Consider the following 26280-nt stretch of genomic DNA (forward strand, 5'->3'; position numbering starts at 1 on the left):
TCTGCGAGACGAACTGCACCAGCATGACGACGACGACGTTCTTCTTGCGCAGCGTCGCCAGCCAGGTCTTCAGCTCGCGCTGGAAGTAGAGATCGTCGAGGAACACGCCCGCCTCTTCCAGGACCAGCAGGGTCGGGGTTCTGGCGCTGACGGTCTTCTCGATCTGCCGGAAGAGATAGGCCAGCAATGCGGTCCGCTCGATCTCCATGTTGAGAAGCGCCGTCATATCGACACCGACGATATCGGACGCGCTAAAATCGACGATTGGCGCGCTGTCCTGACCGAAGACCCAGCCGTACTGGCCGTTGGGGGACCATTCACCGACACGCGCCCCGATATCGCCCTCGAAGGAGCGGAACCGTGTCGTGAAGTTGGTGAAGTCCTGGAAGGACGGAAGGGCCGTCGCGTTGCTTTCGACGGTGCGCGCCAGTTTCTCGGAATCGCTGACCGACAGCTGGTGGCCCTTGCGTTCCAGAAGCGCGGTCAGCCAGCTGCGCAGCCATGCCTGACCTTCCTCGTCGATTTCCGAGGCCAGCGGGTTGAGGCCGGTGTTCCGGCCCGCGCGCACGGCGGTATAGGTGCCGCCAAGCGCGCGCAGGGGCATTTCCAGCGACTGGTCCTTGTCGAAGGCGATGATCCGGCATCCGGTGCGCCGTGCCTGCGCGGCCAGGAAGGCCATGATCGTCGATTTGCCCGCATCGGGCGGGCCGACGATCAGGGTGCTGGCAAACGGCGGCTCGGAGTCCGCGTGGGCGAACCGACCGTGGAACGAGAAATCATACGGTGAATTGGCGCAGCTCTTGAAGGTCGTGATCGGCGTGCCCCAATAGCATTCGGAGGCGGGCTTGCCGAGCCGGACCATGTGCAGCGCGGCGAAGTCCGAGAAATTCCGGTTGGAGATGGTCAGCGGGCGCTTCTGAAACTCGTGATTGCCCGGAAACCGCGCGAACCAGGCTGCCGCCAGCCCGTGCTTTTCGACGACGATCTTGAGCTTCTTTGAGCGCAGGATGGCCGTGACCGCCGTCACCTTGCGTTTGAGGGCATCGGGGGTTGCGGCATAGACCGTCACGATGGTCTGGCTGTCGCCAAAGCCCATCTGGCCCATTTGCAGATCCTCGGCGGCCTCCTGAAGCTGCGCGGCGATCTTGCCGCCGGCGCTTTCCTCAAGCGTCTGCTCAAGCCGGGTTGTCGCCTTGGCCGAGATCAGGTCAGGCAGAAGCGGCTGGTAGGTGCAGGAAATCAGGATATCGGGATCTGTGTAGAGCGTGTCGAGAATGCCGCCATGAGTTTGGGGCGAGAGGTTCGCCACGCTGATCACCGAGGCGTATCGCGTCTCGAAGTCGTCGCCGATTTCCACGGCCCGGTCATAGATCTCGATGGGCGTGCGGATATCGTCCACGATGGTGCCGGTCTCGGACCGGGCCAGCGGCGCATAGATGCCCGTGGAGATGGCGCGCAGAAACCCGGTCAGCGTGCCATCCTCGATCGCCAGCAGCTCCGAGCCATCGCCCAGGGTCTCGGCCACGCTCTGGGCAAGTTCCGCGAGATCGGACAGGCGCTCGGGCAGGTTATCCTGGCGCCCATGACTGAGAAAGCCGCCGAAGATAGGCATCCGCTCCGCCATGGATTTTCGCTCGATCACCGAGAGGAACAACACCGGAACGCAGAGGCCCGCCGACGTGATGTGCGCGCGCCAGGCCTGGTCCAGTTCCTTGCCGAAGCCCGGTTCGACGAAGGCTTTCGGCTGATAGTCGAAGTCGTGATAGGCCGACCTGATCTTGTGGAAGTGGAAGCTGAAATTGTTGCCGGACTTGTCCACCAGCTCGGCCAGCCGGTCGTTGATATGTGCCAGTTCACTTTCGCTGGCCGTGAACGGATTGACCCCCGCAATTTTCACGACTGAGACCAGTGCCCCGCTGCGCGTGGCGATGGCATGGTTATTTTCCTCGAAGAGATAGGGCAGCATGTCTTCGAGGTCGCGGGCGCCACCGAACAGTGCCCGGATCGGACTGGGGAAAATATCATTCATACCGTGATCCAGAACTGGCGCGCAGAAGCCGCTCAGGCGTGCGCGAGGTCACGACCGCGATGAAGCGCGCGAAATGTGGATTGATGACCGAGGCGGCCCAGAGAGCCGCCCAGAGAACGGGGATCGCCCAGAGATACCAAAGGCTGTCGAGGAAGATGAACGTGAGGAACGGCGGAATGAAGGCCAGCCCGGCCAGGGGCAGAGGCAGACCAAAGAATCTGGCCTGCCGGTTGAGCCCCTGGATATACACGTTCTCCCGCATCAGGTGCCGGAGCCACGGAAGATCGCGATGATCGACTCGGCCAGGTTGTCACCGCCGAAGATGAAGAACAGCCCGACGACCGTCACGCCGATCCATTTCCAGTCGATGAACTTGGTGAAGATCGCCAGGAAGCCGATGATCAGCAGGATGAGGACAACGGCGGTCAGGGCGAGGTTGTTGTCGCGCAGCTGCTCGATGATGCTTTCGCCGGTATCCTCGAACCCGGAAAGATCGACCTCCTGGGCATGGGCCTGCATTCCCGCCGTGCACCAGATCACGGCGGCGACGAGCTTTTGCCTGAAGTTCAGCATCGGGTAATTCCTTTATGTCAAACGGTTGCGATAGATCGCCATGACCTTGCGGACATGGTTCCGGGTTTCCCGGTAGGGCGGAATTCCGCGATACTTGCGGACCGCACCGGGGCCGGCGTTGTAGGCCGCCAGTGCGAGTTCGGGCGTGCCGAAAGCGCCGAGTTGCATCAGCAGATAGCGCGCCCCGCCATCGAGGTTCTGGACCGGATCGCGCGGATCGACGCCGAGAAAGCGGGCGGTTCCGGGCATGAGTTGCGCAAGCCCCATCGCGCCGGCCGAGGAATAGGCTGTGACCTTGAACCCGCTTTCGACCTGGATCATCGAGTGGAAGTAGGCGTTCCAGTTTCGGGGCGAAAACCCGGCTGCGCGAATCGCAGGGTGGGATGCATACCGCGCTGCGGCTGCCGTCACCATCTCGCGGATCGACGCCGGCGCCTCGGTGGGCACCAGCATCGAGCGGATCAGTGCGGGCTCGTCACCAGGCGTCCGGGAGTATTCGGGATCGTCCTCGGGGCGCGCGAAGATATCGCGGGCTGCGCCGGCGTTCAGGACGAAGCCGCGGGCCTCGGAGAGGACATCGGCGCCGGCCGCAAGGGGCGTCGCCAGCAAGGATGCAAGGAGAGCACGGCGGGATAGTGGCTTCAGGGTGCCAGAACGATTTCCCGAATATTCACGATTATGGCCGCTCGGTGCTTGGGGACAGTTGAGCGACCATGGTGACGCCTTTCGATCCGGGAATGACGGTTGCAGTAATGCCCAGATCAGTTTGAGCGTTAAAGAGCCCGGTCGTGGTCTTGATCTCTTTGTATGCGTAATCTGATGGATCGAGTGTTGTTCCAGACTGCTCCGCCCGACGTCGCTCCCGGTACAGGTCCCGCTGTGTGACCACGACGCCGAAGCGACCCGTTTCCGGCTCGACAGCGACGAGATACCATGAGCCTCGGACAGTGTTCTGAGCCGGGACGGGGTCCTCCGCACAGACAACGTGCAGCTCCCACCCTTCCAGCAACCTCTCTCTACACATCTCAAGGGTGAGCACCTCGTTGCTAACCTGTACTTGGTTGGTCATGCGACGCGCTCCAGAAAGTTGTCTGACGCGTCTACGTCAGACTATCAAAATAAGTATTTGCTTTGCAAGTAGGTAATGCGATAAACATCACCCACAGGTGCTCTAGCGTTGTTACGTTTATTGCTCAGGCGTTTTCAAGCCGCAGAAGCTGGGAAGGTGACCTTTAGGGTATCCCTCGCTTCAGGTGGGTTCAGCGACCCGACCCTACGGAAAAACCCACTGGCCACCGACACCTACACCACGCACCGGGACGTCACTTCACGGATCTCCCACGCCCTTCAATATCTGCCTATCCATATGATCCCCGTGCAAGACCGAAATATCACCGGTAGTCTCCAGCACGGCAGCGCGGACCGATGCCAGATCCAAAACATTAGCCTCGCGCAACTTGGCGATCAGATCTTCCTCGGCCACGCGAGTGGGAGTGGACAGAACATGGGGGTCATGCGGGGCGTTTTCTGTTTGCGACGGTCAGCCGACCATCGAGAACTGCGGCCCTTGTGACGGCTACTCGGTGAGCCCCTTTGGGCGACCAACGCATCCTCCTGCGCTTTCCCATGCGGGCATTGGCAATGTCATCAACTGATCCTTCGGCACGAGAAGACGAGATGGGCAGCCCGTTACGGTACCGTCGGCCATAGTCGACAAGGGCTTCCATGTTGTTCGCGAGATAGGTGTACAGTGTCTCGCAGCGGGCCTGCACACGAGCGGCAGCGGTGCGGACAGCCAGAGGTTCTTCCCCGAGGCCGACGCAATCATGCATCAGCGCCTTCAGATATGTTTCCGCCACCCGTGCTCTGCCATGCCAAAGCCGCCAACGGAGGCTTTTCGCGGGGCGCTGGAACAGCACTGGAACTCCAGTGAACCCCGGTGTCTGGACCAGACCCTGAACGGCGGCCTCGATATGTTGAATGCGCATCGAGATGTGCCACCAGTCGAGGATATGTTTCACCTGACCGTCGCCACCCACGGCATTCCGTATGAGGTTCGGGAGAGCAAGCTCGCCATCAGAGATTACCGTCAACAGACGGCCTGGCTTCCATCCATAGTCGGACAGCTCTTCTCGCATGCGGCTGCTTGGCGATGCCGTCGCATTGGCGACCAAGCCAAATCGTCGGCACATATTGCGACTTTCAATCTTGCCGACCACAAGATCCAGGTGTCGCTGCTGATACTCCGGTCGACAGCGGATATGCGCACCGTCCAGAAAAACCGTCAAACCACCTTTGGGCGGGGCTTCAACGGGATCGCCTGATGCCCTTCGACTTTTCTCGAGCCCAGTGGCTACTCTTCCCAACCGGTCACGCACCGTGGTGTGATGGGGCGGATGGCAGGGGAGGAAGCTTTTCATCAGCCGCGCCGCTTCGCGAAAGGTATGCCGGGAACCAAGGTCCGCATGTAGCCGTTGCAGCTCCGGGGTAGCCCGGTCTGGAAAGAAATAGGCCAGCGGAGAAATAGGTCCACCGGGCATCGCCGCTGACCTGGCATCACACGAACAGCGGCGCATGCGCGCGGCTTTGACCCGAACCCGCCCAAAGAGCGTGTCGAGATCGCGCGTGCGATAGTCATGAATGGCACGAACCGAGGCGCAATCCGGGCATACGCGGCTTTCTCGAATGATCTCATCGACCTGATCGTAAAGGATTACCCTCTGGATCTGTTCGAGGATCCTTTTCCCATCCTCGAGGCGCAGCCCGATCCCGTCTGGGCAGGTCGCCCGGTATGGTCGAGAAATGCCGTCAAGCTGATGAGTGCGCTTCTCCCCGTTGTCGAAGGTCGTTTCGATTGTAATCCGTACGTCCATGGCAGCCCCCCATACAAAGAGCTTACCTTAGCACAGGCCAGATCACCGACGACGACCCCCATGTTCTGTCCACTCCCCTAGCCGACCAGCGCCGAGATGATCAGCGCGTTGACGATATCGATGAAAAAGCCGCAGACCAGCGGCACGATCACAAAGGCCCGGTGCGCCGCGCCATGTTGCTGCGCCACGGCGGTCATATTGGCGATGGCGGTGGCGGTTGAGCCGAGCGTGATACCGCCAAACCCGGCCGAGATCACCGCCGCCTCATAATCGCGCCCCATCGCGGGGAACACGACCCAAATCGTGAATCCGACCGTCAGCAGGATCTGCATCACAAGGGCGGCGGTAATGAACAGAAGGACGCCGTTCAGCTCCCAGACCTGCAGGCCCATCAGCGCCATGATCAGGAAAAGCCCGAGTGACAGATCCGAGATCAGCGCCAGCGCATCATCGACCCCAGGCCAGATCCGCCGCACTAACCGCCTCGGGGCCAGCGGCAAAAGGTTGCGCAGCACGATCCCCGCGACAAGGCAGCTGACAAAGGCTGGAAGCGTGACGCCGGCCGCCGTGATCGCCTCATGCAGCGCCAGCCCGATCAGCACGGTGACATTCAGCGCCAGGATCGACCAGAGGATGCAGAAGTAATCCATCCGGACCGCGCGCCCCTCATTCGGAACGCCGATGTCCAGATCGCGCTTGTTTTCCGCCTTCAGCCCGCCCCGCCGGATCAGGAGCGCCGCAATCGGCCCGCCGATCACACAGGCCGCGATTAGCCCGACAGTATTGGCCGCGACCCCCAGTTCCAGCGCATTCGTGATCCCCAGCTTTTCGGCGAATATCGGTGCCCAGGCCAGCGTGGTGCCAACGCCGCCGGTCAGCGAAACCGAGCCGACCATCAGCCCGGCCTTCGGCTCCATTCCAAAGAGCCTCGCCAGCCCCATCCCCGCGAAGTTCTGCAAAAGGATGAAGCTGGTCGCAAGGATCAACAGGATCACCAACGGCCTGCCCCCCGCAAGCAGCGTGCGGATATCGGATTTCAGCCCGATACCGGCAAAGAACACCAGCAGCAGGAAATCACGGATCCCCATCTCGAATGAGACCTTCAGATCGAACAGCGCCCAGAGGAGCCCCGTTACCGCGATACAGAGAAAGCCGCCCGCCACCGGCTCGGGGATCGAATAGCGGCGCAGAAGATCAATGTTCAGGGTCAGGATCTTGCCCGCGATCAGCAAGACCACGGCAAGATTGAAGGAATGGAAGGGATGAACCGTAAAGAAGGTCACGCGGCGGCGCCTGTCAGAATGCTGTCAACTGATGTTGATTCCGCTTTGCCCCGGATCCGCCTTCCGGTCAAGGGCGGGGCCCCGCGCCTGCCTCAGGCGGTGGTGTGAAATCCGTTATCGGCATAGACCACCGATCCGCTCATGGGACTTGCGGCCTCGGTTGCCAGAAAGGCCGCCAGCGTACCGATCTCTTCGATGCTTACCAGTTTTCCCGCAGGCGTACGGGCGCGAATCTTATCCATCAGCGCATCGAACCGGTCGATCCCCGAGGCGGCGCGGGTCTTGACCGGACCGGTTGAAAGCGAAAAGGCACGAATCCCTTCGCCCGCCAGATCGGCCGCCGCATAGCGGACCGAAGCCTCCAGCGCGGCCTTTACCGGACCCATGAGGTTGTAATTCTCGACCACCCGATCCGCGCCGTAAAAGCTGACCGTGATCAGCGAACCACCCGCCTGCATCAAAGGCCGCGCCAGCCGCGCCATGCGCAGGAAGGAGTGGCAAGAGATATCCATCGCCGTCGCAAAACCTTCGGCCGAAGCGTTGACAACGCTGGTGTGCAGATCCTCGCGCGGGGCGAAGGCGATGGCATGAAGCAGAAAATCAAGCCGCCCCCATTCAGCGGTAATGCGGTCAAACACGGCTTCCAACTGGCCGGGTTCACGCACATCGCAAGGAAGGAACAGCGGCGCACCCACTTCCTGCGCCACGGGTTCGACCCATGGCCGGGCCTTTTCATTAAGAAAGGTCAGCGCCAGCTCTGCCCCCGCCGCGCGAAAGGCCCTGGCGCAACCGGCGGCGATGCTGGCCTCATTCGCCACGCCAACCACGAGGCCGCGTTTGCCTTTCAGATCAATCATGTCGCTGCCTCTTCGCTGACGGCCTCCTGGGCGATGATGCTTTCCTCATCGGTCGGAATGACAAGAAGCTGCACCCGGCTGGCGGCGGTGCTGATCCTGCGCGACCCTGCTTCATTGGCATCGGGGTCAAGCTCTGCCCCAAGCCAGGCCAGCCGCGCGGCGACACGGGCGCGGATACCGGGCTGATGCTCGCCGATTCCTGCCGTGAAGACCAGCGCATCGATCCCGCCCATGCTGGTCGCCAACCGTGCCACCTCGCCCGCGATGCGCAGGCAAAAGAGGTCGATCGCCTCGGCAGCCTCTGGGCGCGTGCTGGCCATCAGCTCGCGGCTGTCAGCCTCGAAACCCGACACGCCCAGAAGGCCGCTTTCACGATAGAGCATGGTCTCGACCTGTTTCAGGCTTTGCCCCATTTCGCCCATCAGATGCAGGATCACGCCGGGGTCCAGCGCACCCGAACGCGTCGCCATCGGGATGCCGTCCAGCGTCGAAAACCCCATCGAGCTGTCGATGCTCTTGCCGCCCCGGATCGCACAAAGGCTTGCGCCGCTGCCCAGATGTGCGGCGACCACCTTTGCATCGGTGGCCAGATCGCCCAGTTGCCCGGCGATATAGCGGTAGGAGAGACCATGAAAGCCATAGCGCTTGATCCCCTGATCATAAAGCGCGCGCGGCAGGGCAAAGCGGCGGATCAGGGGCGGGTTGGTGGCATGAAACGCCGTGTCGAAAGAGGCTGTCTGTGGCACATCGGGGTAAAGCCCCCGCATCGCCCGGATCAGCGCAAGGCTTTGCGGCTGATGCAGCGGCGCAAGCCGCGCCAGCGCGTCGATCTGCGCGATCACCTGATCGGTGATCCGGGCTGGTCCTGTGAAGACATCGCCGCCATGCACAACCCGATGGCCGATCACCGCAAGGCGCGAAAGATTGAAATGCCCGGCCAGCCAGGCAAAAGCCTGGTTCAGCACGGCTGTCAGATCGCCGGGATCCGCTGTGATCGGGCCTGAAAAGGTCTTGCCCTCGCGCGTCAGGCGCACTTCGAAAGGCTCATCGCGGAAATCGATCACGCCCGAGGCCAGCGGGCGCGGCGCGGCGGCCTCCAGTGCGTAAAACCCCAGCTTGATAGTCGAGGATCCGGTGTTGAATGTCAGGATCAGATCGCGGGTCACGCCTTCCCCTCCGCTTTGCGGACCGCGACCAGCTTGGCCAGCGCAGCCGAGGCGATGCGGGCCGATAAAGGATCCGCCCGGCTTGTCAGAACGATTGGCACCCGTGCGCCCAGAACCAGCCCCGCGGCCGTGGCGCCCGCGAAATAGATCAGCTGTTTGGCAAGCATGTTCCCGGCCTCGAGATCCGGCACCAGAAGAATATCGGCCTCGCCCGCCACCTGCGAGACGATGCCCTTCGTCGCCACCGCCTCGGGGCTGATCGCATTGTCGAAGGCCAGCGGCCCGTCAACCAGCGCGCCCGTGATCTGGCCTCGAGCCGCCATCACCGTCAGCGCGGCGGCATCCAGCGTGGCGGGCATCGTCGCGTTCACCGTCTCGACCGCCGCCAGCACCGCGACCTTCGGCTGATCGCGCCCCAGAAGCCGCATCAGATCGACGGCATTCTGGCAGATGTCGCGCTTATGCTCTAATGTCGGTGCGATATTGATCGCGGCATCGGTGACGATCACCGGCTTGCGATAGGCGGGCACATCCATCGCATAGACATGGCTGATCCGGCGTTCGGTGCGCAGGCCGCCGCTTTTCGAAACCACCGCCGCAAGCAGTTCATCGGAATGCAGGCTGCCCTTGACCAGCACCTGGACCTTGCCACAGGCCGCCAGTTCCACCGCCCGCGCCGCCGCTGCATGGCTGTGCTCTGTCTCCTCGATCCGGAAGCCGTCAAGCGAGACCCCGGCCTCGGCGGCCGCCGCGCGAATCTTTGCGCCGGGACCGATCAGGATCGGGTCAAGCAGGCCTTCGTCGCGCACCTCGATCGCGCCAAGGATCGCGGATTTCGAACAGGGATGCACCACCGCCGCCCGCACCGGGGGCAATGCGCGGGCCTCTTCGACAAAGCCCTGCCAGCGCCCCTTCGGCAGGACCACCGCCTCGGGAAGGTCACCCGGCACCCAGGTCACCTGCTCGACCGGGGCCAGCACCAGCGCCTCGCCCGAAAGCACCACCTCGCCCCGCTGATTGCGGGCGGTGGTCGTCAGGCGGACACGGTTCTTGCCCTCGATCAGCTCGGCCACTTCAACTTCGGCGGTGATGGTATCGCCTGGCGAAACCGGCTTGTTAAAGCGGATCTGCTGGTCGAGATAGATCGTCCCCGGCCCCGGCAGGCGGGTGCCCAGCACCGCCGAAATCAGCGCCGCAGTCCACATGCCGTGCACCACGACATGGCCAAACGGCCCATGGGCGGCGAAACCGGCATCCAGATGCGCGGGGTTGGCGTCGCCGGAAACAGCGGCGAACAATTCAATATCCTTGGGACCGACGTGGCGGACAAGACTGGCGCGGTCGCCGATTTTCATCTGGTGAAACAGATAGTTGGTCAGAGTGCCGGTCATCTTGTCACCTCTGGAAAACATATGTGCCGGGCGCATCTGCCAGCGCGTTGCCCATTGCGGGCGGCGCGGCGGGGGCACCCGAACGCGCGGCAAGCCAGGCCTGCCAGGGCGTCCACCACGAACCCTCGGTTGCAGGATTGGCCTCGACCCAGGTCTCGGGCGGCAAAAGCGCGTCGTCATGGGCGCGGGTCGCCAGCCGGTAGCGGCGGCGCGGGTGACCGGGAGGAGAGACGATCCCCGCATTATGCCCGCCCGACGTCAGCGCGAAAGTCACCTCGCAATCGGTGAACTGGTGGATTTTGTAGACCGACTTCCAGGGTGCGACATGATCGCGCTCGGTCCCGACGGCAAAGATCGGCACCCGGATGTTCTGCAACAGAACTGTCTTGCCCCCGGCGGTGAAGCGTCCCGAAGAAAGCTCATTATTCAGATAAAGCCTGCGCAGATATTCGGCATGCATCCGATAGGGCATCCGGGTGCTGTCGGCATTCCAGGCCATGAGATCATTCATCGCCGTCCGCTCGCCCATCATGTAATCGCGCACCATCCGGGACCAGATGAGGTCATTCGAGCGCAAAAGCTGAAACGCCCCCGCCATCTGATCGGCAGAGAGATAGCCGCGGTTCCACATCATGCTTTCAAGAAGATGCAGCTGGCTTGGGTCGATGAACAACGCAAGCTCGCCCGGTTCGGCGAAATCGACCTGCGCGGCAAGCAGCGTCAGCGAGGCGAGACGCGCGTCCCCCTTCCCCGCCATGGCAGCCGCCGCGATCGACAGCAAAGTGCCACCCAGACAATAGCCGGTGGCGTGGATTTTCTGATCGGGCATTAGACGGGTGATCTCATCCAACGCGGCCATCACGCCCAGCCGGCGATAATCCTCCAGCGTCAGATCACGATCCTCTGCACCCGGATTGCGCCAGGAAATGGCGAAAACCGTGTGGCCCTGCGCCACCAGCCAGCGGATCAGTGAATTCTCCGGGCTGAGGTCGAGGATATAGTATTTCATGATCCAGGCCGGAACGATCAGCACCGGCTCGGGGTGCACGGTTTCTGTCGTGGGCGTATACTGGATCAGTTCGATCAGGTGGTTGCGGAAGATTACCTTGCCCGGCGTCACCGCCACATCGCGACCCGGTGTAAAGGCCTCGACACCCTCTGGCGGCTCCTGCCGGATCTGGCGGACGACGTCCTGCAGCCAGTTCTGCCAGCCCTTCACAAGGTTCATGCCTCCGGTAGCCCAGGTCCGTGCCACAACCTCGGGATTGGTAAAAGGGTTGTTCGAAGGCGCACAGACATCAAGGATCTGTTTCGCGGCAAAAGACACCACATCCTCGTGGTGCTTCGTCACGCCCGGAACCTCATGGGTGACGTTATGCAGCCATTGCTGCTGCAGCAGGAAAGCCTGCGACATCCAGCTGAAGGGCGGTTTCGCCCAGGCTTCACCGGCGAAACGGCGGTCGCCCGGCAAGGGCGTGATGACCGGCGCGGCCTGCGGATCCATCGCCGAGGCCATCAGATGCGCCATGAGACGCTGCCATTTGCGGCCCGCCTTGACGCCCAGTTCCATCTGCTTGCCCGGTGCCTGCGCCAGATGAAAGGCCCAGTCGACATAGGCCATCATCAGCGAGCCGGGCGAGACCCCGCCGCTGAGCTGTCCCGAGAGCGCCTCTCGTATGCGGTCAACGGCCTGAAAAGCCTCGATGCCAAGGCTTTCATCGCCGGTTGCACCCGAGCCATCTGATTTGGGAGTAAGGGCCATGTCGCGTCTCCAATTTACCGGCGGAAGTTAGCACAGAACTATCAACGAGTGTTGATCGAAATCAAAGAGTTCAAGATTTTTCTTGAACATAGGCATTGCGCCCAAGGCCCGATGCCGACGACATGTCGTAAAGCGCCGTCAAACCGCCGAAACAGCCGCCCCCGGACTGAACAGGCAAAGCATCGGCGTCCGGCGGCGGACACGGAATCCCCTGTCCCTGCCCTGATCATCATGGACGATTACCGGCAAAACGGCGCGACGTCGAGGCCATGACCCGGCCAATGCCGCTGGCACCAACGCCGGGCCAAGGCCGCGGCCTCAATCCGCCAGCACATCACCGATGCCAGTGAAGACACCACCGACCTGATTGAAGACAAAGGCCCCCGCCAAGCGTACCTCACCGAAAAGGGTGTTTTCAACCACAGCCCCGGCCTCGCCGGAAAGCAGGCCGACATAGCGGCTGTGGGCGGGATCATCGGTCGGAATATCGGTAATATCCACGATCCGTATTCCGGTCGCGACCGCCAGGCGCTGGACCGCCGGATCACGCACATCGACAAGCCCAAGCCGTATCCGACGTGCCGAAAGCTGCGACGACAGTTTCAGCGCCAGATCGTCCGAGGAGACGAGCACCGTGATGGGATGCTTCATCGGCCCAAGGCTGACCATCTGGGCGCGGAAAAGATCGATATCAATATCCGGGGCGGCAAGGATGACCTCGATCCGGTCCAGCACATCGTCCCGCCCGGCAAGACGCAGTTGCACCAGCGTCTCCATCGTCAGCCGCGCGCCCATGCTGTGAGCCAGCACCGGCACCGCGTCGGAAGCGGACCGACCCTTTGTCAAAAGCCGCAGCAGATCGGCAAGCGCCGCGCGGGAAAAGTCAGACGCGTCACGATCAGCCAGATAGGCGCCCGGATAGCCTGCCGAGGGCCATGTAAAAAGGACGGGCTTTTCCTCGATTTGCGCATCGACCGAAAGCTGCGCGGTGCGGAACAAGGCCTCATGAAAGCGGGTGTTGAAGCCGTGGACATAAAGCCCGACCCCCTCGCGCGAGAGACGCTTTGCAAAGGCGTCACGGCTAAGCGTCTGCCGGCTGCGCACCACGAAATTCCGGTCGGCGCTGCTGCCATTGCGATCCGGCCATTCAATCTTTCCCGGCCGATGGCCAGGCGGCACCGAGACCTCGTATTCCAGCCAGCTTGGCCGGATGGAGCGAGAGTCGCCAAAGGCCCCCGGCAGATTTGCCTCGGGCGCGCGGGTGGTCATGGTCAGCACCCGGACAAGGCGGGCGCCCTCGGGCAGGGCACCGGCATCGGGGGCCAGAACTTCCGGCCCCGGACGCGCAGCGCAGCCTGCAAGCGCAAGCGTCAGGATCAGAAGCAGGCGGCCCAACATATGCCTTACCGCAGGAATTTCTTGAATCGTATCAGTGCCAGCCAGAACAGCGCCACCCCGATCGCCGCCAGCGCCGCGAACTGGGGCCAGACCACGTCAAGCCCCGCACCTCGGAACAAGATGCCCTGCGAGAGGATGATGAAATGCGTGTTGGGGGCTGCAAGCATGATGGTCTGGATGATCTCTGGCATGGATTCCCGCGGCGTCATCGCGCCTGACAGCACCTGCAGCGGCAAAAGCGCCATCATCAGCAAAAGCGCGAATTGCGGCATCGACCCGGCGATGGTGGCAAGGAAAATTCCAAGCCCCGTCATGGCGAAAACCATCAGCACCGCGCCCGCAAGAAACAGCACGACCGAGCCCTGCACCGGAACCGCCATCAGCGCCTGCACCACAACACTTAGCGAAAAGATCGACCCCAGCAGCACCACCAGCCCCATCGACCAGATCTTGGAAAACATGATCTCGGTCGCGGTGACGGGCATGACCAGCAGGTGCTCGACCGTGCCATGTTCCTTTTCGCGGATCAGCGCCGCGCCGGTCAGCACCAGCGACAGCATGGTGATCGACTGGATCACGGCGGAAATCGCCCCGAACCACTTCGGATCCAGCGAGGGATTATACCGCGCGCGGAGCGCCAGATCGACCGGCAGCGCGGTCTCGGCCCGGTAGCCCGCCACATATTCCGAAACCTCGGAGGACACGATCTGCTGGATATAGCCGCCGCCGGTGAAGGCCTGGCTCATCCTTGTCGCGTCGATATTCAGCTGGATCGCCGGGTTTTTCCCGGCCAGCACATCGCGCGCGAAATCCGGTGGGATGTTCAGCGCAAAAGTATCCAGCCCCTGATCCATCCGCCGATCCATCTCGGCCGTCGTGGTCATCTGCGGCTCGACAAAATAGGGCGGATAAAAGGCCGAGGTGATGCGGGCGGAGAGATGCGACTGATCCTCATCCACGATCGAGATCGCGGCATTCGTCAGCGCCTCGGGCGAGGCGTTCGCAGAGGTCCAGATCGAGAGCGAAAAGGAATAGACGATCAGCACCAGCATCACCGGATCGCGCCAGAGCCCGCGCAATTCCTTGACGCCCAGATTGAAGGTGTTGCGCAGGTTCATCCGCCCCTCACTTCGCCTGTTTTTTCAGGAAGGCCGCCGCCAGCCCGATAATCACCGGAATGGCGATGCCCATGGCCAGCATCGGCCCGGCCAGTTCCGCCATTCCGAAGGCCTTGGAGAAAGCCCCCCGCGCGGCGGTGATAAACCAGGTCGAGGGGTAGATCTCGCCCAGAACCCGGCCAAAACCCGACAGCGAAGAGACCGGGTCGATCAAACCCGAATAGCTGACCGCCGGGATCATCGTCAGCATGGCGGTCGCGAACAGCGCCGCGACCTGACTTGCGATGAAGACCGACACCAGAAAACCAAGCGCCGTGGTCGCGGTGACATAGATCAGCGCCGAAAGGGTAAAGCCCAGAAAACTGCCGTTGAAGGGCACTGCGAAGAATGTGACCGCCATGGCCATCATCAGGAAGAAATTCAGCATGGCCAGCGCGATATAGGGCAGCTGTTTGCCAAGCAGAAATTCCAGCCGCGTCACCGGCGTGACGTAGAAATTGATGATCGAGCCCAGTTCGCGTTCACGCGCGACCGAAAGCGTGGTCAGGATCGCCGGGATCATCAGCAAAAGCAGCGGGATGATCGCCGGGACCATCGCATTCAGGCTGCGCACGTCGGGGTTGTAGCGGTATCGGGTCACCAGTTCGAAACTGCCGCCGCTCGCCTTGTCACCGTAAAGCTGACGCGCCTGACGTGTGATCCAGTCGGCATGCATGCCCTGCACATAGCCCTGCACCGTATTGGCGCGGCTGGGGTTGGCGCCGTCGAACCAGGCCCCGACCTGCACATCCCTGCCTGCCGCGATATCGGCGGCAAAGCCGGGCGGGATCTCGATCGCCAGCGCCAGCTCGCCCGAGCGCATTCTTGCGTCGATCTCGTCGTAACTTGTCAGGGCCGGCTGTTCGATGAAATAGCGCGATCCCGCAATATCGGCGATATAATTGCGGCTGGTGGTGGTCTGGTCGCGGTCAAGGGCGGCGAAGGTCAGATCCTCGACATCCATGTTGATGCCCAGCCCCACCACGATCATCAGAAGAAGGCTGCCGACCAACGCCATGGTCAGCCGGATCGGATCGCGCTGCAATTGCAGGCTTTCCAGCTGCGAATAGCTAAGCAGTCGCCGCAGGCTGAAGCCGGATTGCTGCGCATGATGGGTCACCCCGGCTGCGGGGGCCTCGGGCGCGGCCTCGGGCGCAGCGGCGGGGGCGGGTGCCGTCTCGCCAATCGCCTCTTCAAGATAGGCGATGAACGCGTCTTCCAGCGTGGCGCAACCTTTGGCTTTCGTGATCCCCTCGGCGGTGTCCGAGACCAGCACCTTGCCCGCATGCATCAGGCTGATGCGGTCGCACCATTCCGCCTCGTTCATGAAATGGGTCGAGACAAAGATCGTCACGCCATCCTTGCGCGAAAGTTCCGCCAGAATGCGCCAGAAGCCGTTGCGCGCCACCGGGTCCACCCCCGAGGTCGGCTCGTCAAGGATCAGGATCTCGGGCGCATGGATCATCGCCACCGCCAGCGAAAGCCGCTGGCGGATACCCAGCGGCAACGCCTCGGGCAGGCTGTCGGTCACGTCGCCCAGATCGAACCGGGCGATCATCTCGTCAACCCTGGCGGGGATCTTCTCGGCCGCCATATCGAAAAGCCGCGCGTGCAGATCAAGGTTCTGACGCACCGTCAGCTCGGAATAGAGCGAGAAGGCCTGCGACATGAACCCGACCCGGCGGCGCACCGACAGATCGCTTGCATCGACCTCATGGCCGAAAAGCTTTGCCCGGCCCTCACTCGGCTCCAGAAGCCCGGTGAGCATCTTCATCGTCGTCGTCTTGCCGCAGCCGTTCGAACCCAGAAAGCCGAAAATCTCACCCCTGGGGATGCGGAAGGAAACATTGTCGACCGCCACGAAATCGCCAAAGCGCTGCGTCAGCCCCTCGGCCTCGATGGCGATATCGCTGTCATCGGTGGTCCGCGGCGGGATCACCACGGCACTGTCTTCGCCCCGGTCTTCTTCGGGCAAAAGCGCGATGAAGGCTGCATCAAGCGTGTCGGCCCCGGTCCGCGACAGCAGATCGCTGGTGGTGCCGGTGGCCAGCACCCGGCCCGCATTCATCGCAACCAGCCAGTCGAAGCGCGCGGCCTCTTCCATATAGGCGGTGGCGGTGATCACGCTCATCCCCGGCCGTGTCGCGCGGATGCGGTCGATCAGATCCCAGAACTGGCGGCGCGACAGCGGATCGACGCCGGTGGTCGGCTCGTCAAGAATCAGGAAATCGGGATCATGGATCAGCGCGCAGCACAGACCCAGCTTTTGCTTCATGCCGCCCGACAGCTTTGACGCCGGGCGCGACCGGAACGGCGTCATGCCGGTCGCAGCCAGCAGATCGGTGATCCGCCGCTCGCGTTCGGCCTTGTCATGACCGAAAAGCGAGCCGAAGAAATCAAGGTTCTCTTCGACCGAAAGCGTCGGGTAGAGGTTCTTGCCCAGACCCTGCGGCATATAGGCGGTGCGGGGGCAGACGCGGTTGCGATGCGCCACATCGCGCATATCGCCGCCCAGAACCTCGACCTTGCCCTGCTGGATCACACGTGCCCCGGCCAGCAGCGACAGAAGGCTGGACTTTCCGACCCCGTCTGGCCCGATCAGCCCGACCATGCGCCCCTCAGGGATCTCCAGCGTCACATTGTCAAGCGCCGTGACCTTGCCATAGCGCAGCGTCAGGCCGGAGACCCCGGCAACTGAGCCGGTCATTTCACGACATTGGAAAGAAAGTCAGGCCAGGCGGCATCCGGATCAAGCCGCAGATAGGCCATGCCCGGCAGGCCGGTTTTGACATATTCGATATGCCGCGACAGCAGCTCGGGGTCGATGCGGGCACGGACGCGGAACATCAGCTTTTCGCGCTCATCGGCGGTCTCGACCGTCTTTGGCGTGAACTGCGCCACATCGGCAACATAGGAAACCGTGGCCGGGATCACGAATTCCCGCGCCGCATCCATGACAAGGCGCACCTCTGATCCGACCTGCACCCGGCCGACCTGCGATGTCGGCAGAAAAACCGTCATATAGACATCGCCCAGATCGACAAGGCTGAGGATCCGCCCGCCAGAGCCGACAATCTCGCCCTCTTGTGCGATGCGATACTGGATCCGGCCCGTGCGCGGCGCTTTCAGCGTGGCGTCGTCCAGAGAGGCCTGGATCGCATCAATCGACGCCTTTGCCGCCTCGACGGCCGCACTTGCATCGACCACCTGCGCCTGCGCGCTGCTGACCCCCGCCAGCGCTGCCGCATGGCTGGCTTCGGCCGAGGCCACACCGGCGCGGGCCTGGGCGTCCCGGGCGCGGTCATCATCGAGCACCTGCTGCGAGATCGCACTGGTCTTTGCAAGCTGCTCAGAGCGTTCAAGCCTGCGCGACGCGGCATCGGCAACCGAGCCTGCCTGATCAACCGCGGCCCGGGCCGCGCGCTCTTGTGCCTCGGCCTGAGCGACCAGCGCCCTTGCTGTCTCGACGCCGATTTCGGCGCGGGCAAGCTGCGCTTCGGCCTGACGTTTTTGTGCGTTCAGCTGCACCACGTCCATCTGCACCAGCACATCGCCTGCGCTGACCATGTCACCTTCGGCAGCGGTGATTTCGGCGATTCGGCCGCCGGTGAGCGCCGCGATATCCACCTCGGTCGCCTCGATCCGGCCATTGGCGCTGGCAAAACCCGCCGGCAGACCGGCGGGTTGCAGCCGGTCCCAGGCCAGCCAGCCAAGCACGGCGACAACGGCCAGGCCGCCCAGAATAATGGTGTTTCTGCCGGGCTTTGCCATGATCTGCCTCTGATTGCTGTGCTGATGGATGCTTCGCGCATGTCCCGATGCGGTCTTCGCCCTACGCTCCCCTGTTGTCAACGCTCGATGACAGGGTAAAAACCTGTATTGTCGCGCAAAAGCGGCTGCTGGTTGTTTGCTGTTGAAAAACCAGCTAAACAACACGGCCCGGTCTGGGCTGCACCTTGCCGCACCTCTGCTCCGGGGCAGCATTTTCAGTTTCTTCGCGTCGAAGCCACCGGACGAACACAAGCCACCCATGCCAAGGACGCTCAACTCAGCCAACTCGACCGACCGCATGCCGGGGCAGGCAACCGGGAAAGAACGCATTCTTGCATCGGCGATGCTGCTTTTCGCGCGGATGCCCTATTCCGACACCAGCCTGCGCGACATCGCCGCCGCGGCTGGGGTCGATGTGGCCTATGTCCATCGCGCCTTCGGGTCGAAGGCCGAGATATTCCGTCAGGCCTTGCTGGCGCTTGCGCCCCTCGATGACATCGCCGCAGGGGACCCCGATGGCGCGACCATGATCAACCGGATCTGCGATCTGGCCTTCCTGCGTGATCCGCGCAAGGTAGAAGATGTCAGGCCGCTTCATTTACTGACACAGTCCAGCCTCTGCAGCGAGGCGCGGGCGATCATTGCGCAATTCTTTGGCACGTCACTAGCCCTGCCTCTAAGCAGGGCGTTTGGCCATGCGGATCCGGGACGGGCGCATTTCGCGCTTAGCCTTCTCAGCGGTTTCGTGACCCATCGTGCGATTTTCGGGCCTGCGGATTTGCTGGCTATCCCCGAGGCGGATCAGCGACAGATGCTGCAAACCGCCCTGATGAACGCAATGCTGCCTGGTTGTTCAGATGGGGTATTCGGCTGGCGTCCCATCTAGACCACTATCCAAGTCAGCTTGCCAACTGCGATCCTGTATAAGTCATGTTGGGATTTCCGCGTTTCGTGCGGAGATTTCAACACGATTGATCGGACGCCTCAGGTGCTTTCAGGCGGCTATATACGGTCGGTCAGATGGCCGCTTGGATCGAGTGTCGGTCTCGTAGGTTGCGCGCCCCCGCAACCAATACATATTTGCTCTTGGGCACTGATCACGCGCCGGATGCGGGTCAGAGTATTGTCTTTGCAAGTGCGAAACAGTTCGCAGATCCTGTCCCCGCAACCAAAAAATCCCCTATGATCAAAAGCTTGGATGATGACTGAAACAGTCGGGCGTCCCCATCCCCGTTTTGCATCAACGCCACATCAACGTTTGCGAAGGCCGGTGGCGAAACCGATGCCATTCAGTAAGGGCACTCCGGTTTGGGACGCAGGACATCGTCGCAAGTCGCTCGTCCGAGCGCCACATCCTCTCCCGCTTCAGTCAAGGTCGCGATTAGCAATCCGTTCAAGTGAAGTGGTCCTAGGAATCCGGACAGTCGGCTAAGGTGTATCCCAAACCTTTGAAGGGATACGAGAATGGCGAAGCGCCGGAACTTTACCCTGTGAATCCCTTTTGTCAACACGGCCTAAACCGCGACCCCAAATAGTTTCCCGATAGCGGCGGTCACTGCCATCGCGGCACCGCCCCAGAAGACCACACGCAGTGTTGGTCGCAACAACTTGGCTCCGCCGGCCCAAGCCCCGAGAGCCCCGAGAACGGCAAGCGCGAGCAGCGTTGTCACAGTAACCACGACGGCGACAGTTTCTGCGGGTGAGACGAGCGCAGCAACCATCGGCACAGCCCCGGCCAAAGTGAACGTGAGCCCAGAGGCAAAGGCAGCCTGTAAGGGATTGGCGCTATGCACCTCAGAGAGGCCGAGTTCATCGCGCACATGGGCCCCAAGCGCGTCAGCTTCGGTCAACTCGCGCGCGACAAGCGCTGCCGTCGCGGGCGAGAGACCTCGGCTCTCCCAGATAGAAGCCAGTTCCGCCTCCTCCTCCGCGGGTGTCTCGCGCAGAGCCTGCGCCTCACGGGCGATGTCAGCACCTTCAATATCCGATTGTGAGCTGACCGAGACATACTCCCCCGCCGCCATCGACATCGCCCCGGCGGCCAATCCCGCGGCGCCTGCGATGAGCACCGCCTCTGCGGAAGGATTGGCGACCGCCACGCCCACGATGAGCGCCGAGATCGAGACGATCCCATCGTTGGCGCCGAGCACCGCGGCCCGCAACCAACCGCTGCGGTTGACGAAATGTACTTCTTCATGGGCTGACTGATAGGTCATGGCCGTCCCGCTCCAATTTCATACTGTCGATCTGACCCTGTAGATTCCAGGCCGCGCCAAGGCTTCACCGCTCATCCACGCTCGATGGATTGAAACGCTGACGAGGCCATCGACTTCCTTAAACTTCCGGTAACAATGTAGGGTGACCCAGATCATTGCAATTGATCTGGGTCATAGCCGACGTTGGACGGAATGAATTATCGGCTCCTCATGCGCCGAACCCGCCGCATGCGTGTCAACACAGGAAGCTTCCTATGCCCAGCACCGCCCCTGTAAGTCTTGAAGAACGCCTCATGCTTCCCCTCACGCTCGCGGCGAGTTTCGGCATGGCGGCCGCCTTCTTCGGCACCTTCGTGCTGCCGGGGATCTGGCTCACGGCAGGGCTTGCACTTGTCTATCTTGCGGCCGGGCTTCCGACGGGGCTGCGCGCGCTTGGTGCACTTTTCAAGGACCACGTGCTCGACATAGACCTGTTGATGATCATCGCGGCTTTGGCCGCGCTTGCCGTCGGCGCCCCGCTGGAGGGGGCCGTTCTCCTCACACTCTTCAGCATTTCGGGCACGCTGGAGCATCGCGCTATGGGCCGCGCCCGCCGCGCGATCGAGGCGCTGATGGCGCTGCGCCCCGAGACTGCACTGCGGCTGAGCGCCACGGGCGCGACAGAGGAAATCCCCGTCGCGGCGCTTCGCGAGGGGGATTTGCTTGTCCTGCGTCCGGGCGCGCGCGTGCCCGTGGATGGCGTGCTTGTCACCGGCGAAGGCACGGTCGACGAGGCGACGATCACCGGAGAGTCGATGCCCGTCTCAAAGGTGCCCGGAGCGAAGCTTTTCGAGGCGACGGTCAACCTCAATTCCGTGCTGACCATGCGCGCAAGCGCCACCGTCGAAAGCAGCACCGTGGCGCGGATGATCGACATGGTGACCGAGGCCCAAGCCGCCCGCGCGCCTTCCGAGACCTTCAGCGCCTGGTTCGGGCAGCGCTACACCGTGGCCGTGCTTTTGGGGGCCATGCTGGCCTTTGTGGTTCTGTGGGGGATGGGGGCTTCCGCCTCCGACGCCCTCTACCGCGCTGCGGTGCTGCTGGTGGCGGCAAGCCCTTGCGCCGTGGTGATCTCGGTGCCCGCCGCCATGCTGTCGGCGCTGGCGGCTGCGGCACGGGGCGGCGTGTTGTTCAAAGGTGGCGCGGCGCTTGAAGCCTTGGCAGAAGTGAAGAGCTTTTCCTTTGACAAAACCGGCACCCTGACCACCGGAGTTGCAGAGGTCACCGACCTCACCTCAGAGATCCCCGAGGGGCGCATGCTGGCGCTGCTCTCGGGTTTGGAGGCGCAGTCCGAGCATCCGATCGCCGCCGCGATCCGGAACCGGGCAGAGGCCGAGGGGCTTGCCCCCGCCGCCATCCGGGATGTCGTGACCCATCCCAGTGAGGGCATCACCGGGATCGACGAAGAGGGGCCGATCTGGGCCGGAAACCAGCGCATGCTGGAGCGGATGGGGGCGCGGGTCGATACGGCCGGGGCGCAGCGGCTGAAGGCCTCGGCCCAAACCGTCACCTGGATCGGGCGTGGCGAGCAGCTGATCGGCGGCGTCACGGTGGCAGACCGCCCGCGGCCAAGCTCTGCCGCCGGGCTTTCGCAACTGCGTGCGGCGGGGGTGGCGCAGCTGGCCCTGATGACCGGGGATCGCCGCCCGGTGGCCGAACGGATCGGGCGGGAGCTCGGCTTTTCCGATGCGGAGATCCACGCCGAATTGTTGCCGGAAGACAAGGTCAAACTGGTTGCCGCGCTTGCCGAAAAGGGCCGGACGGCCTTCGTCGGCGACGGGGTGAATGATGCCGCTGCCCTTGCCCGGGCGGATGTCGGCGTCGCCATGGGGGTTGCGGGCAGCGAAGTGGCGCTGCAGGCCGCAGATGTGGCGCTTCTGTCCGAGGACATGACCCGCCTTGCCGCCGCCCGGACACTGGCCTTGCGTACCCGCCGGATCATCCGGCAGAACCTCGGCTTTGCCTTGGCGATGATGGTGCTTCTGGTGGTCTCGGCGCTATTTTTCGAGCTGCCTTTGCCGCTTGCCGTCATCGGCCATGAAGGGGGCACGGTTCTGGTGGTGCTAAACGGGTTGCGGCTGCTCGCCGATCCGATCCGCAATGATCGCGGCGCGGCGCGAAAAGCGGCCTCGCATCCCTCCTCCCAACCTCAAGAGGTTTCTCATGTATAAGCACATCCTTATCACCACCGATGGCTCTGAGAACGCGGGCCTCGGCCTTGAGCATGGCATTGCACTTGCATCCAGCATCGGCGCTGCGGTGACGATCCTGACTGTGACGCCGCCCTTCCCGATTGCAGCAGCGGCGATGGGGGCAGGGGCATACACGCCAGCGGCGGTTCTCGAGGGCTATGATCAGGCGCAGCGCGAAACGGCAGAGCGGATCCTTGAGGCCGCCGCAGAGCGTGCGAGACATGCGGGCGTTTCTGCAACCGCCCTGCATGTGCCTGATGCCACGCCTGCTGATACTATCTTAGAGCGCGCCGAGGCACTCGGTTGCGATCTCATCTGTATGGCCTCTCACGGGCGGCGCGGGCTGAAGCGGATGCTACTTGGCAGTCAGGCAACCGAGGTTGTGACCCGTTCCGCAATCCCCGTCTTGGTCGTGCGGGCCTGACACCCCTTGGCCCGCTGCGAAGCGGGCCGGGCCGAATACAGAAGGTTGGGATGACCCGAACACCTGCAGAATTCTGGCGAGAGCATTAGCAGGCTGCTGAAAAAGGCCGGGCTCGACGCGGTTTCGAGAACATGATTCACCTTTGGCGCGGCGGCGGCGGGGGTGGCGATGCGCGGGACAGACGAGGCGATCGGGTCGCTGTTCAGCTATGTTGATCTTGAGGAGCGGGTCCCGGCGGGTCATCCACTTCGCAAGATCCGGCAGATCGTCAATGACGCGCTGGCGAGCCTCGATGCCGAGTTTGACGGGCTCTACACCGACTTCGGCCGCCCCTCCATCGCGCCGGAGCGCCTGATCCGCGCGAGCCTTCTCCAGATCCTGTTCTCGATCCGCTCGGAGCGACAGCTGATGGAGCAGATGGACTACAACCTGCTGTTCCGGTGGTTCGTCGGTCTCGGCATCGACGACCCGGTCTGGGTCCCCACGGTGTTCACCAAGAACCGCGACCGGCTGCTGACCACCGACATGTCGCGCAAGATCATGGCCGCGATCCTGGGGCACCCTTCGGTCAAGCCGCTGCTGTCGGACGAGCACTTCTCGGTCGACGGCACCCTGATCAAGGCGTGGGCCTCGATGAAGAGCTTCCAGCCGAAGGACAGCCCGCCGCCGCCACAAGACGGCAGTCCCGGCGGGCCGCCGTCACCACCCGCCGACGAAACCTCCACGGACACCTACCAGCCCCAGCAGACCGAGACCCAGCCGATGACCGATACGCCCCGCCAGAGCCGCAACGCCGAGGTGAACTTCCGGGGAGAGAAGCGCTCGAACGCCACCCATGCTTCGGTCACGGACCCGGATGCGCGCCTTTACAAGAAGGCGCCGGGCGCCGCGGCGATGCTCTGCTTCATGGGGCATACGCTGATGGAGAACCGCAACGGCCTCGTGGTGCAGGCCGACCTGACCTACGCCGATGGCCGTGGCGAGCGGAAGGCGGCGCTCGAGATGATCAATCGCCACTCTCCGGGTTCGACCCGGCGCCTGACGCTCGGGGCGGACAAGGGTTACGACAGCGCCGACTTCGTCGCCGAGCTCAGGCGCATGGTCGTGACGCCGCATGTCGCACAGAAGGCCCGGCATTCAGCCATCGACGGGCGGACCACGCAGCATCCCGGTTACGCTCTATCACAGCGGTGCCGGAAGAAGATCGAAGAACCCTTCGGCTGGGCCAAGACGGTGGGTGGCATGGCCCAGACCGTTCACCGCGGCCTCGACAGGGTCCGCGCGCAGTTCACGATGACCATGGCGGCCTGCAATCTGGCCAGATTACCGAAGCTCCTGGCCTAACGGGCAGGACGAAAGGAGCCTGCGGACCCGAGCCCGACGACCGCGGAGAGCCGCCTTCCGATCGTGGCCGCCGGGACAACGTCCTGCCAGCACGACTTCTTCAGCAGCCTGTTAGATTTTCCTTCCTTTCGGGGGAAAGAGAGGTCGCATGGAGCTCTGAAGCCTGCGGAAAAGCAAATGAGCTATGCGTGGCTATCAGATGCTACGAGCCCGCATGGTGTTCGCGGTAAGGCCAAGTCAACGCCGCGAGCTCCATTGTTCGTGGTGCACATCTGCTTCTCCTGATCTGTCCGCGACCGTTGCGCCAAAAGTCTCCTTGTCGTGTTCACTGCGAACTATCGCTGCGATCGGCGGCGGGAGTGGACAGAACATGGGGGTCATGCGGGGCGTTTTCTGTTTGCGACGGTCAGCCGACCATCGAGAACTGCGGCCCTTGTGACGGCTACTCGGTGAGCCCCTTTGGGCGACCAACGCATCCTCCTGCGCTTTCCCATGCGGGCATTGGCAATGTCATCAACTGATCCTTCGGCACGAGAAGACGAGATGGGCAGCCCGTTACGGTACCGTCGGCCATAGTCGACAAGGGCTTCCATGTTGTTCGCGAGATAGGTGTACAGTGTCTCGCAGCGGGCCTGCACACGAGCGGCAGCGGTGCGGACAGCCAGAGGTTCTTCCCCGAGGCCGACGCAATCATGCATCAGCGCCTTCAGATATGTTTCCGCCACCCGTGCTCTGCCATGCCAAAGCCGCCAACGGAGGCTTTTCGCGGGGCGCTGGAACAGCACTGGAACTCCAGTGAACCCCGGTGTCTGGACCAGACCCTGAACGGCGGCCTCGATATGTTGAATGCGCATCGAGATGTGCCACCAGTCGAGGATATGTTTCACCTGACCGTCGCCACCCACGGCATTCCGTATGAGGTTCGGGAGAGCAAGCTCGCCATCAGAGATTACCGTCAACAGACGGCCTGGCTTCCATCCATAGTCGGACAGCTCTTCTCGCATGCGGCTGCTTGGCGATGCCGTCGCATTGGCGACCAAGCCAAATCGTCGGCACATATTGCGACTTTCAATCTTGCCGACCACAAGATCCAGGTGTCGCTGCTGATACTCCGGTCGACAGCGGATATGCGCACCGTCCAGAAAAACCGTCAAACCACCTTTGGGCGGGGCTTCAACGGGATCGCCTGATGCCCTTCGACTTTTCTCGAGCCCAGTGGCTACTCTTCCCAACCGGTCACGCACCGTGGTGTGATGGGGCGGATGGCAGGGGAGGAAGCTTTTCATCAGCCGCGCCGCTTCGCGAAAGGTATGCCGGGAACCAAGGTCCGCATGTAGCCGTTGCAGCTCCGGGGTAGCCCGGTCTGGAAAGAAATAGGCCAGCGGAGAAATAGGTCCACCGGGCATCGCCGCTGACCTGGCATCACACGAACAGCGGCGCATGCGCGCGGCTTTGACCCGAACCCGCCCAAAGAGCGTGTCGAGATCGCGCGTGCGATAGTCATGAATGGCACGAACCGAGGCGCAATCCGGGCATACGCGGCTTTCTCGAATGATCTCATCGACCTGATCGTAAAGGATTACCCTCTGGATCTGTTCGAGGATCCTTTTCCCATCCTCGAGGCGCAGCCCGATCCCGTCTGGGCAGGTCACCCGGTATGGTCGAGAAATGCCGTCAAGCTGATTGTCCGTCGTCAGAACATTTGGCGCAACTCGGGGCGTGGATTAGCGGAGAGCGGGCCTCGTCTTTGGGATGATGTTATGCGGCGAGCTTGCGGTGCTGCAAGCGCCGATATTCGAGGGTCT

22 protein-coding genes are annotated in these 26280 nt (G+C 62.8%); 4 read left to right on the forward strand and 18 right to left on the reverse strand.

All coding sequences use genetic code 11. The features are described 5' to 3' along the window. The 16 genes from MU516_RS18395 to MU516_RS18470 form a co-directional block, all read right to left on the reverse strand. Nucleotides 1-2029, reverse strand: a 2029-nt coding sequence (locus MU516_RS18395; RefSeq protein WP_260278687.1) for a VirB4 family type IV secretion/conjugal transfer ATPase, incomplete at its 3' end; no start/stop codon positions are given. After that, complete coding sequence (locus tag MU516_RS18400) at nt 2022-2291, reverse strand: VirB3 family type IV secretion system protein (protein WP_209059471.1); 270 nt, start codon at nt 2289-2291, stop codon at nt 2022-2024. The genes MU516_RS18400 and MU516_RS18395, both read right to left, overlap by 8 nt. Continuing rightward, entirely contained in the window at nt 2291-2602 is a 312-nt protein-coding gene (locus MU516_RS18405; protein WP_209059470.1) for a TrbC/VirB2 family protein, read from the reverse strand. The genes MU516_RS18400 and MU516_RS18405 overlap by 1 nt, the downstream gene beginning before the upstream one ends. Nucleotides 2603-2614: 12 nt before the next feature. Continuing rightward, nucleotides 2615-3211: a lytic transglycosylase domain-containing protein gene (locus MU516_RS18410; RefSeq protein ID WP_425606885.1), complete on the reverse strand. Its 597-nt coding sequence runs from the start codon at nt 3209-3211 to the stop codon at nt 2615-2617. A 67-nt stretch (nt 3212-3278) separates the two neighbouring features. Next, entirely contained in the window at nt 3279-3671 is a 393-nt protein-coding gene (locus tag MU516_RS18415) for a hypothetical protein (RefSeq protein ID WP_209059467.1), read from the reverse strand. 258 nt (nt 3672-3929) lie between these two features. Further along, the gene (locus MU516_RS18420) at nt 3930-4085 is read right to left on the reverse strand and encodes a YetF domain-containing protein (RefSeq protein ID WP_311319123.1); all 156 of its coding nucleotides are present in this window, start codon (nt 4083-4085) and stop codon (nt 3930-3932) included. Between the two features lie 28 nt (nt 4086-4113). After that, the gene (locus tag MU516_RS18425; protein WP_260278688.1) at nt 4114-5475 is read right to left on the reverse strand and encodes an ISKra4 family transposase; all 1362 of its coding nucleotides are present in this window, start codon (nt 5473-5475) and stop codon (nt 4114-4116) included. 77 nt (nt 5476-5552) lie between these two features. Then, nucleotides 5553-6758, reverse strand: coding sequence for a sodium/glutamate symporter (gltS, locus tag MU516_RS18430; RefSeq protein ID WP_260278689.1), 1206 nt, complete (start codon nt 6756-6758; stop codon nt 5553-5555). A 92-nt stretch (nt 6759-6850) separates the two neighbouring features. Further along, nucleotides 6851-7615: an enoyl-ACP reductase FabI gene (gene fabI, locus MU516_RS18435; protein WP_035745640.1), complete on the reverse strand. Its 765-nt coding sequence runs from the start codon at nt 7613-7615 to the stop codon at nt 6851-6853. Further along, nucleotides 7612-8781 (reverse strand): acetate/propionate family kinase, encoded by a 1170-nt coding sequence (locus tag MU516_RS18440; RefSeq protein WP_035745643.1) that lies wholly within the window; start codon nt 8779-8781, stop codon nt 7612-7614. The genes fabI and MU516_RS18440 overlap by 4 nt, the downstream gene beginning before the upstream one ends. After that, a complete protein-coding gene (locus MU516_RS18445) occupies nt 8778-10172 on the reverse strand; it encodes a bifunctional enoyl-CoA hydratase/phosphate acetyltransferase (protein WP_089258481.1) in 1395 nt (464 codons plus the stop codon). Before MU516_RS18445 ends, MU516_RS18440 begins: the two co-directional genes overlap by 4 nt. 4 nt (nt 10173-10176) lie before the next feature. Next, on the reverse strand, nt 10177-11934 hold the full coding sequence (locus tag MU516_RS18450) for a PHA/PHB synthase family protein (RefSeq protein ID WP_051693716.1): 1758 nt from the start codon (nt 11932-11934) through the stop codon (nt 10177-10179). Between the two features lie 318 nt (nt 11935-12252). Beyond that, complete coding sequence (locus MU516_RS18455) at nt 12253-13329, reverse strand: alpha/beta hydrolase (protein WP_207470259.1); 1077 nt, start codon at nt 13327-13329, stop codon at nt 12253-12255. Nucleotides 13330-13337: 8 nt separating this feature from the next. Continuing rightward, entirely contained in the window at nt 13338-14450 is a 1113-nt protein-coding gene (locus MU516_RS18460; protein ID WP_260278690.1) for an ABC transporter permease, read from the reverse strand. Between the two features lie 7 nt (nt 14451-14457). Next, nucleotides 14458-17196 (reverse strand): ribosome-associated ATPase/putative transporter RbbA, encoded by a 2739-nt coding sequence (gene rbbA / locus MU516_RS18465; protein ID WP_107978778.1) that lies wholly within the window; start codon nt 17194-17196, stop codon nt 14458-14460. Then, nucleotides 17193-18260 (reverse strand): HlyD family secretion protein, encoded by a 1068-nt coding sequence (locus tag MU516_RS18470; protein WP_035745651.1) that lies wholly within the window; start codon nt 18258-18260, stop codon nt 17193-17195. Before MU516_RS18470 ends, rbbA begins: the two co-directional genes overlap by 4 nt. 259 nt (nt 18261-18519) lie before the next feature. On the opposite strand from MU516_RS18470, the gene MU516_RS18475 reads away from it, so the two are divergent. After that, on the forward strand, nt 18520-19146 hold the full coding sequence (locus tag MU516_RS18475) for a TetR/AcrR family transcriptional regulator (protein ID WP_078543000.1): 627 nt from the start codon (nt 18520-18522) through the stop codon (nt 19144-19146). 628 nt (nt 19147-19774) lie between these two features. Here the strand turns inward: MU516_RS18475 and MU516_RS18480 are convergent. Beyond that, the gene (locus tag MU516_RS18480; RefSeq protein ID WP_038068518.1) at nt 19775-20476 is read right to left on the reverse strand and encodes a VIT1/CCC1 transporter family protein; all 702 of its coding nucleotides are present in this window, start codon (nt 20474-20476) and stop codon (nt 19775-19777) included. A 254-nt stretch (nt 20477-20730) separates the two neighbouring features. Between MU516_RS18480 and MU516_RS18485 the strand changes: the two genes are divergently transcribed. The 3 genes from MU516_RS18485 (at nt 20731) to MU516_RS18495 (ending at nt 24475) form a co-directional block, all read left to right on the forward strand. Further along, entirely contained in the window at nt 20731-22686 is a 1956-nt protein-coding gene (locus MU516_RS18485; protein WP_260278691.1) for a heavy metal translocating P-type ATPase, read from the forward strand. Further along, nucleotides 22679-23131, forward strand: coding sequence for a universal stress protein (locus MU516_RS18490; RefSeq protein ID WP_020952704.1), 453 nt, complete (start codon nt 22679-22681; stop codon nt 23129-23131). Before MU516_RS18485 ends, MU516_RS18490 begins: the two co-directional genes overlap by 8 nt. Before the next feature lie 168 nt (nt 23132-23299). Beyond that, a complete protein-coding gene (locus MU516_RS18495) occupies nt 23300-24475 on the forward strand; it encodes an IS5 family transposase (protein ID WP_260278692.1) in 1176 nt (391 codons plus the stop codon). 377 nt (nt 24476-24852) lie between these two features. Here the strand turns inward: MU516_RS18495 and MU516_RS18500 are convergent, their stop codons facing one another. Then, the gene (locus MU516_RS18500) at nt 24853-26172 is read right to left on the reverse strand and encodes an ISKra4 family transposase (protein ID WP_260278694.1); all 1320 of its coding nucleotides are present in this window, start codon (nt 26170-26172) and stop codon (nt 24853-24855) included. Nucleotides 26173-26280 lie beyond the last annotated feature (108 nt).

This window comes from Paracoccus maritimus (genome assembly GCF_025195095.1).
Classification (GTDB): domain Bacteria; phylum Pseudomonadota; class Alphaproteobacteria; order Rhodobacterales; family Rhodobacteraceae; genus Paracoccus; species Paracoccus maritimus.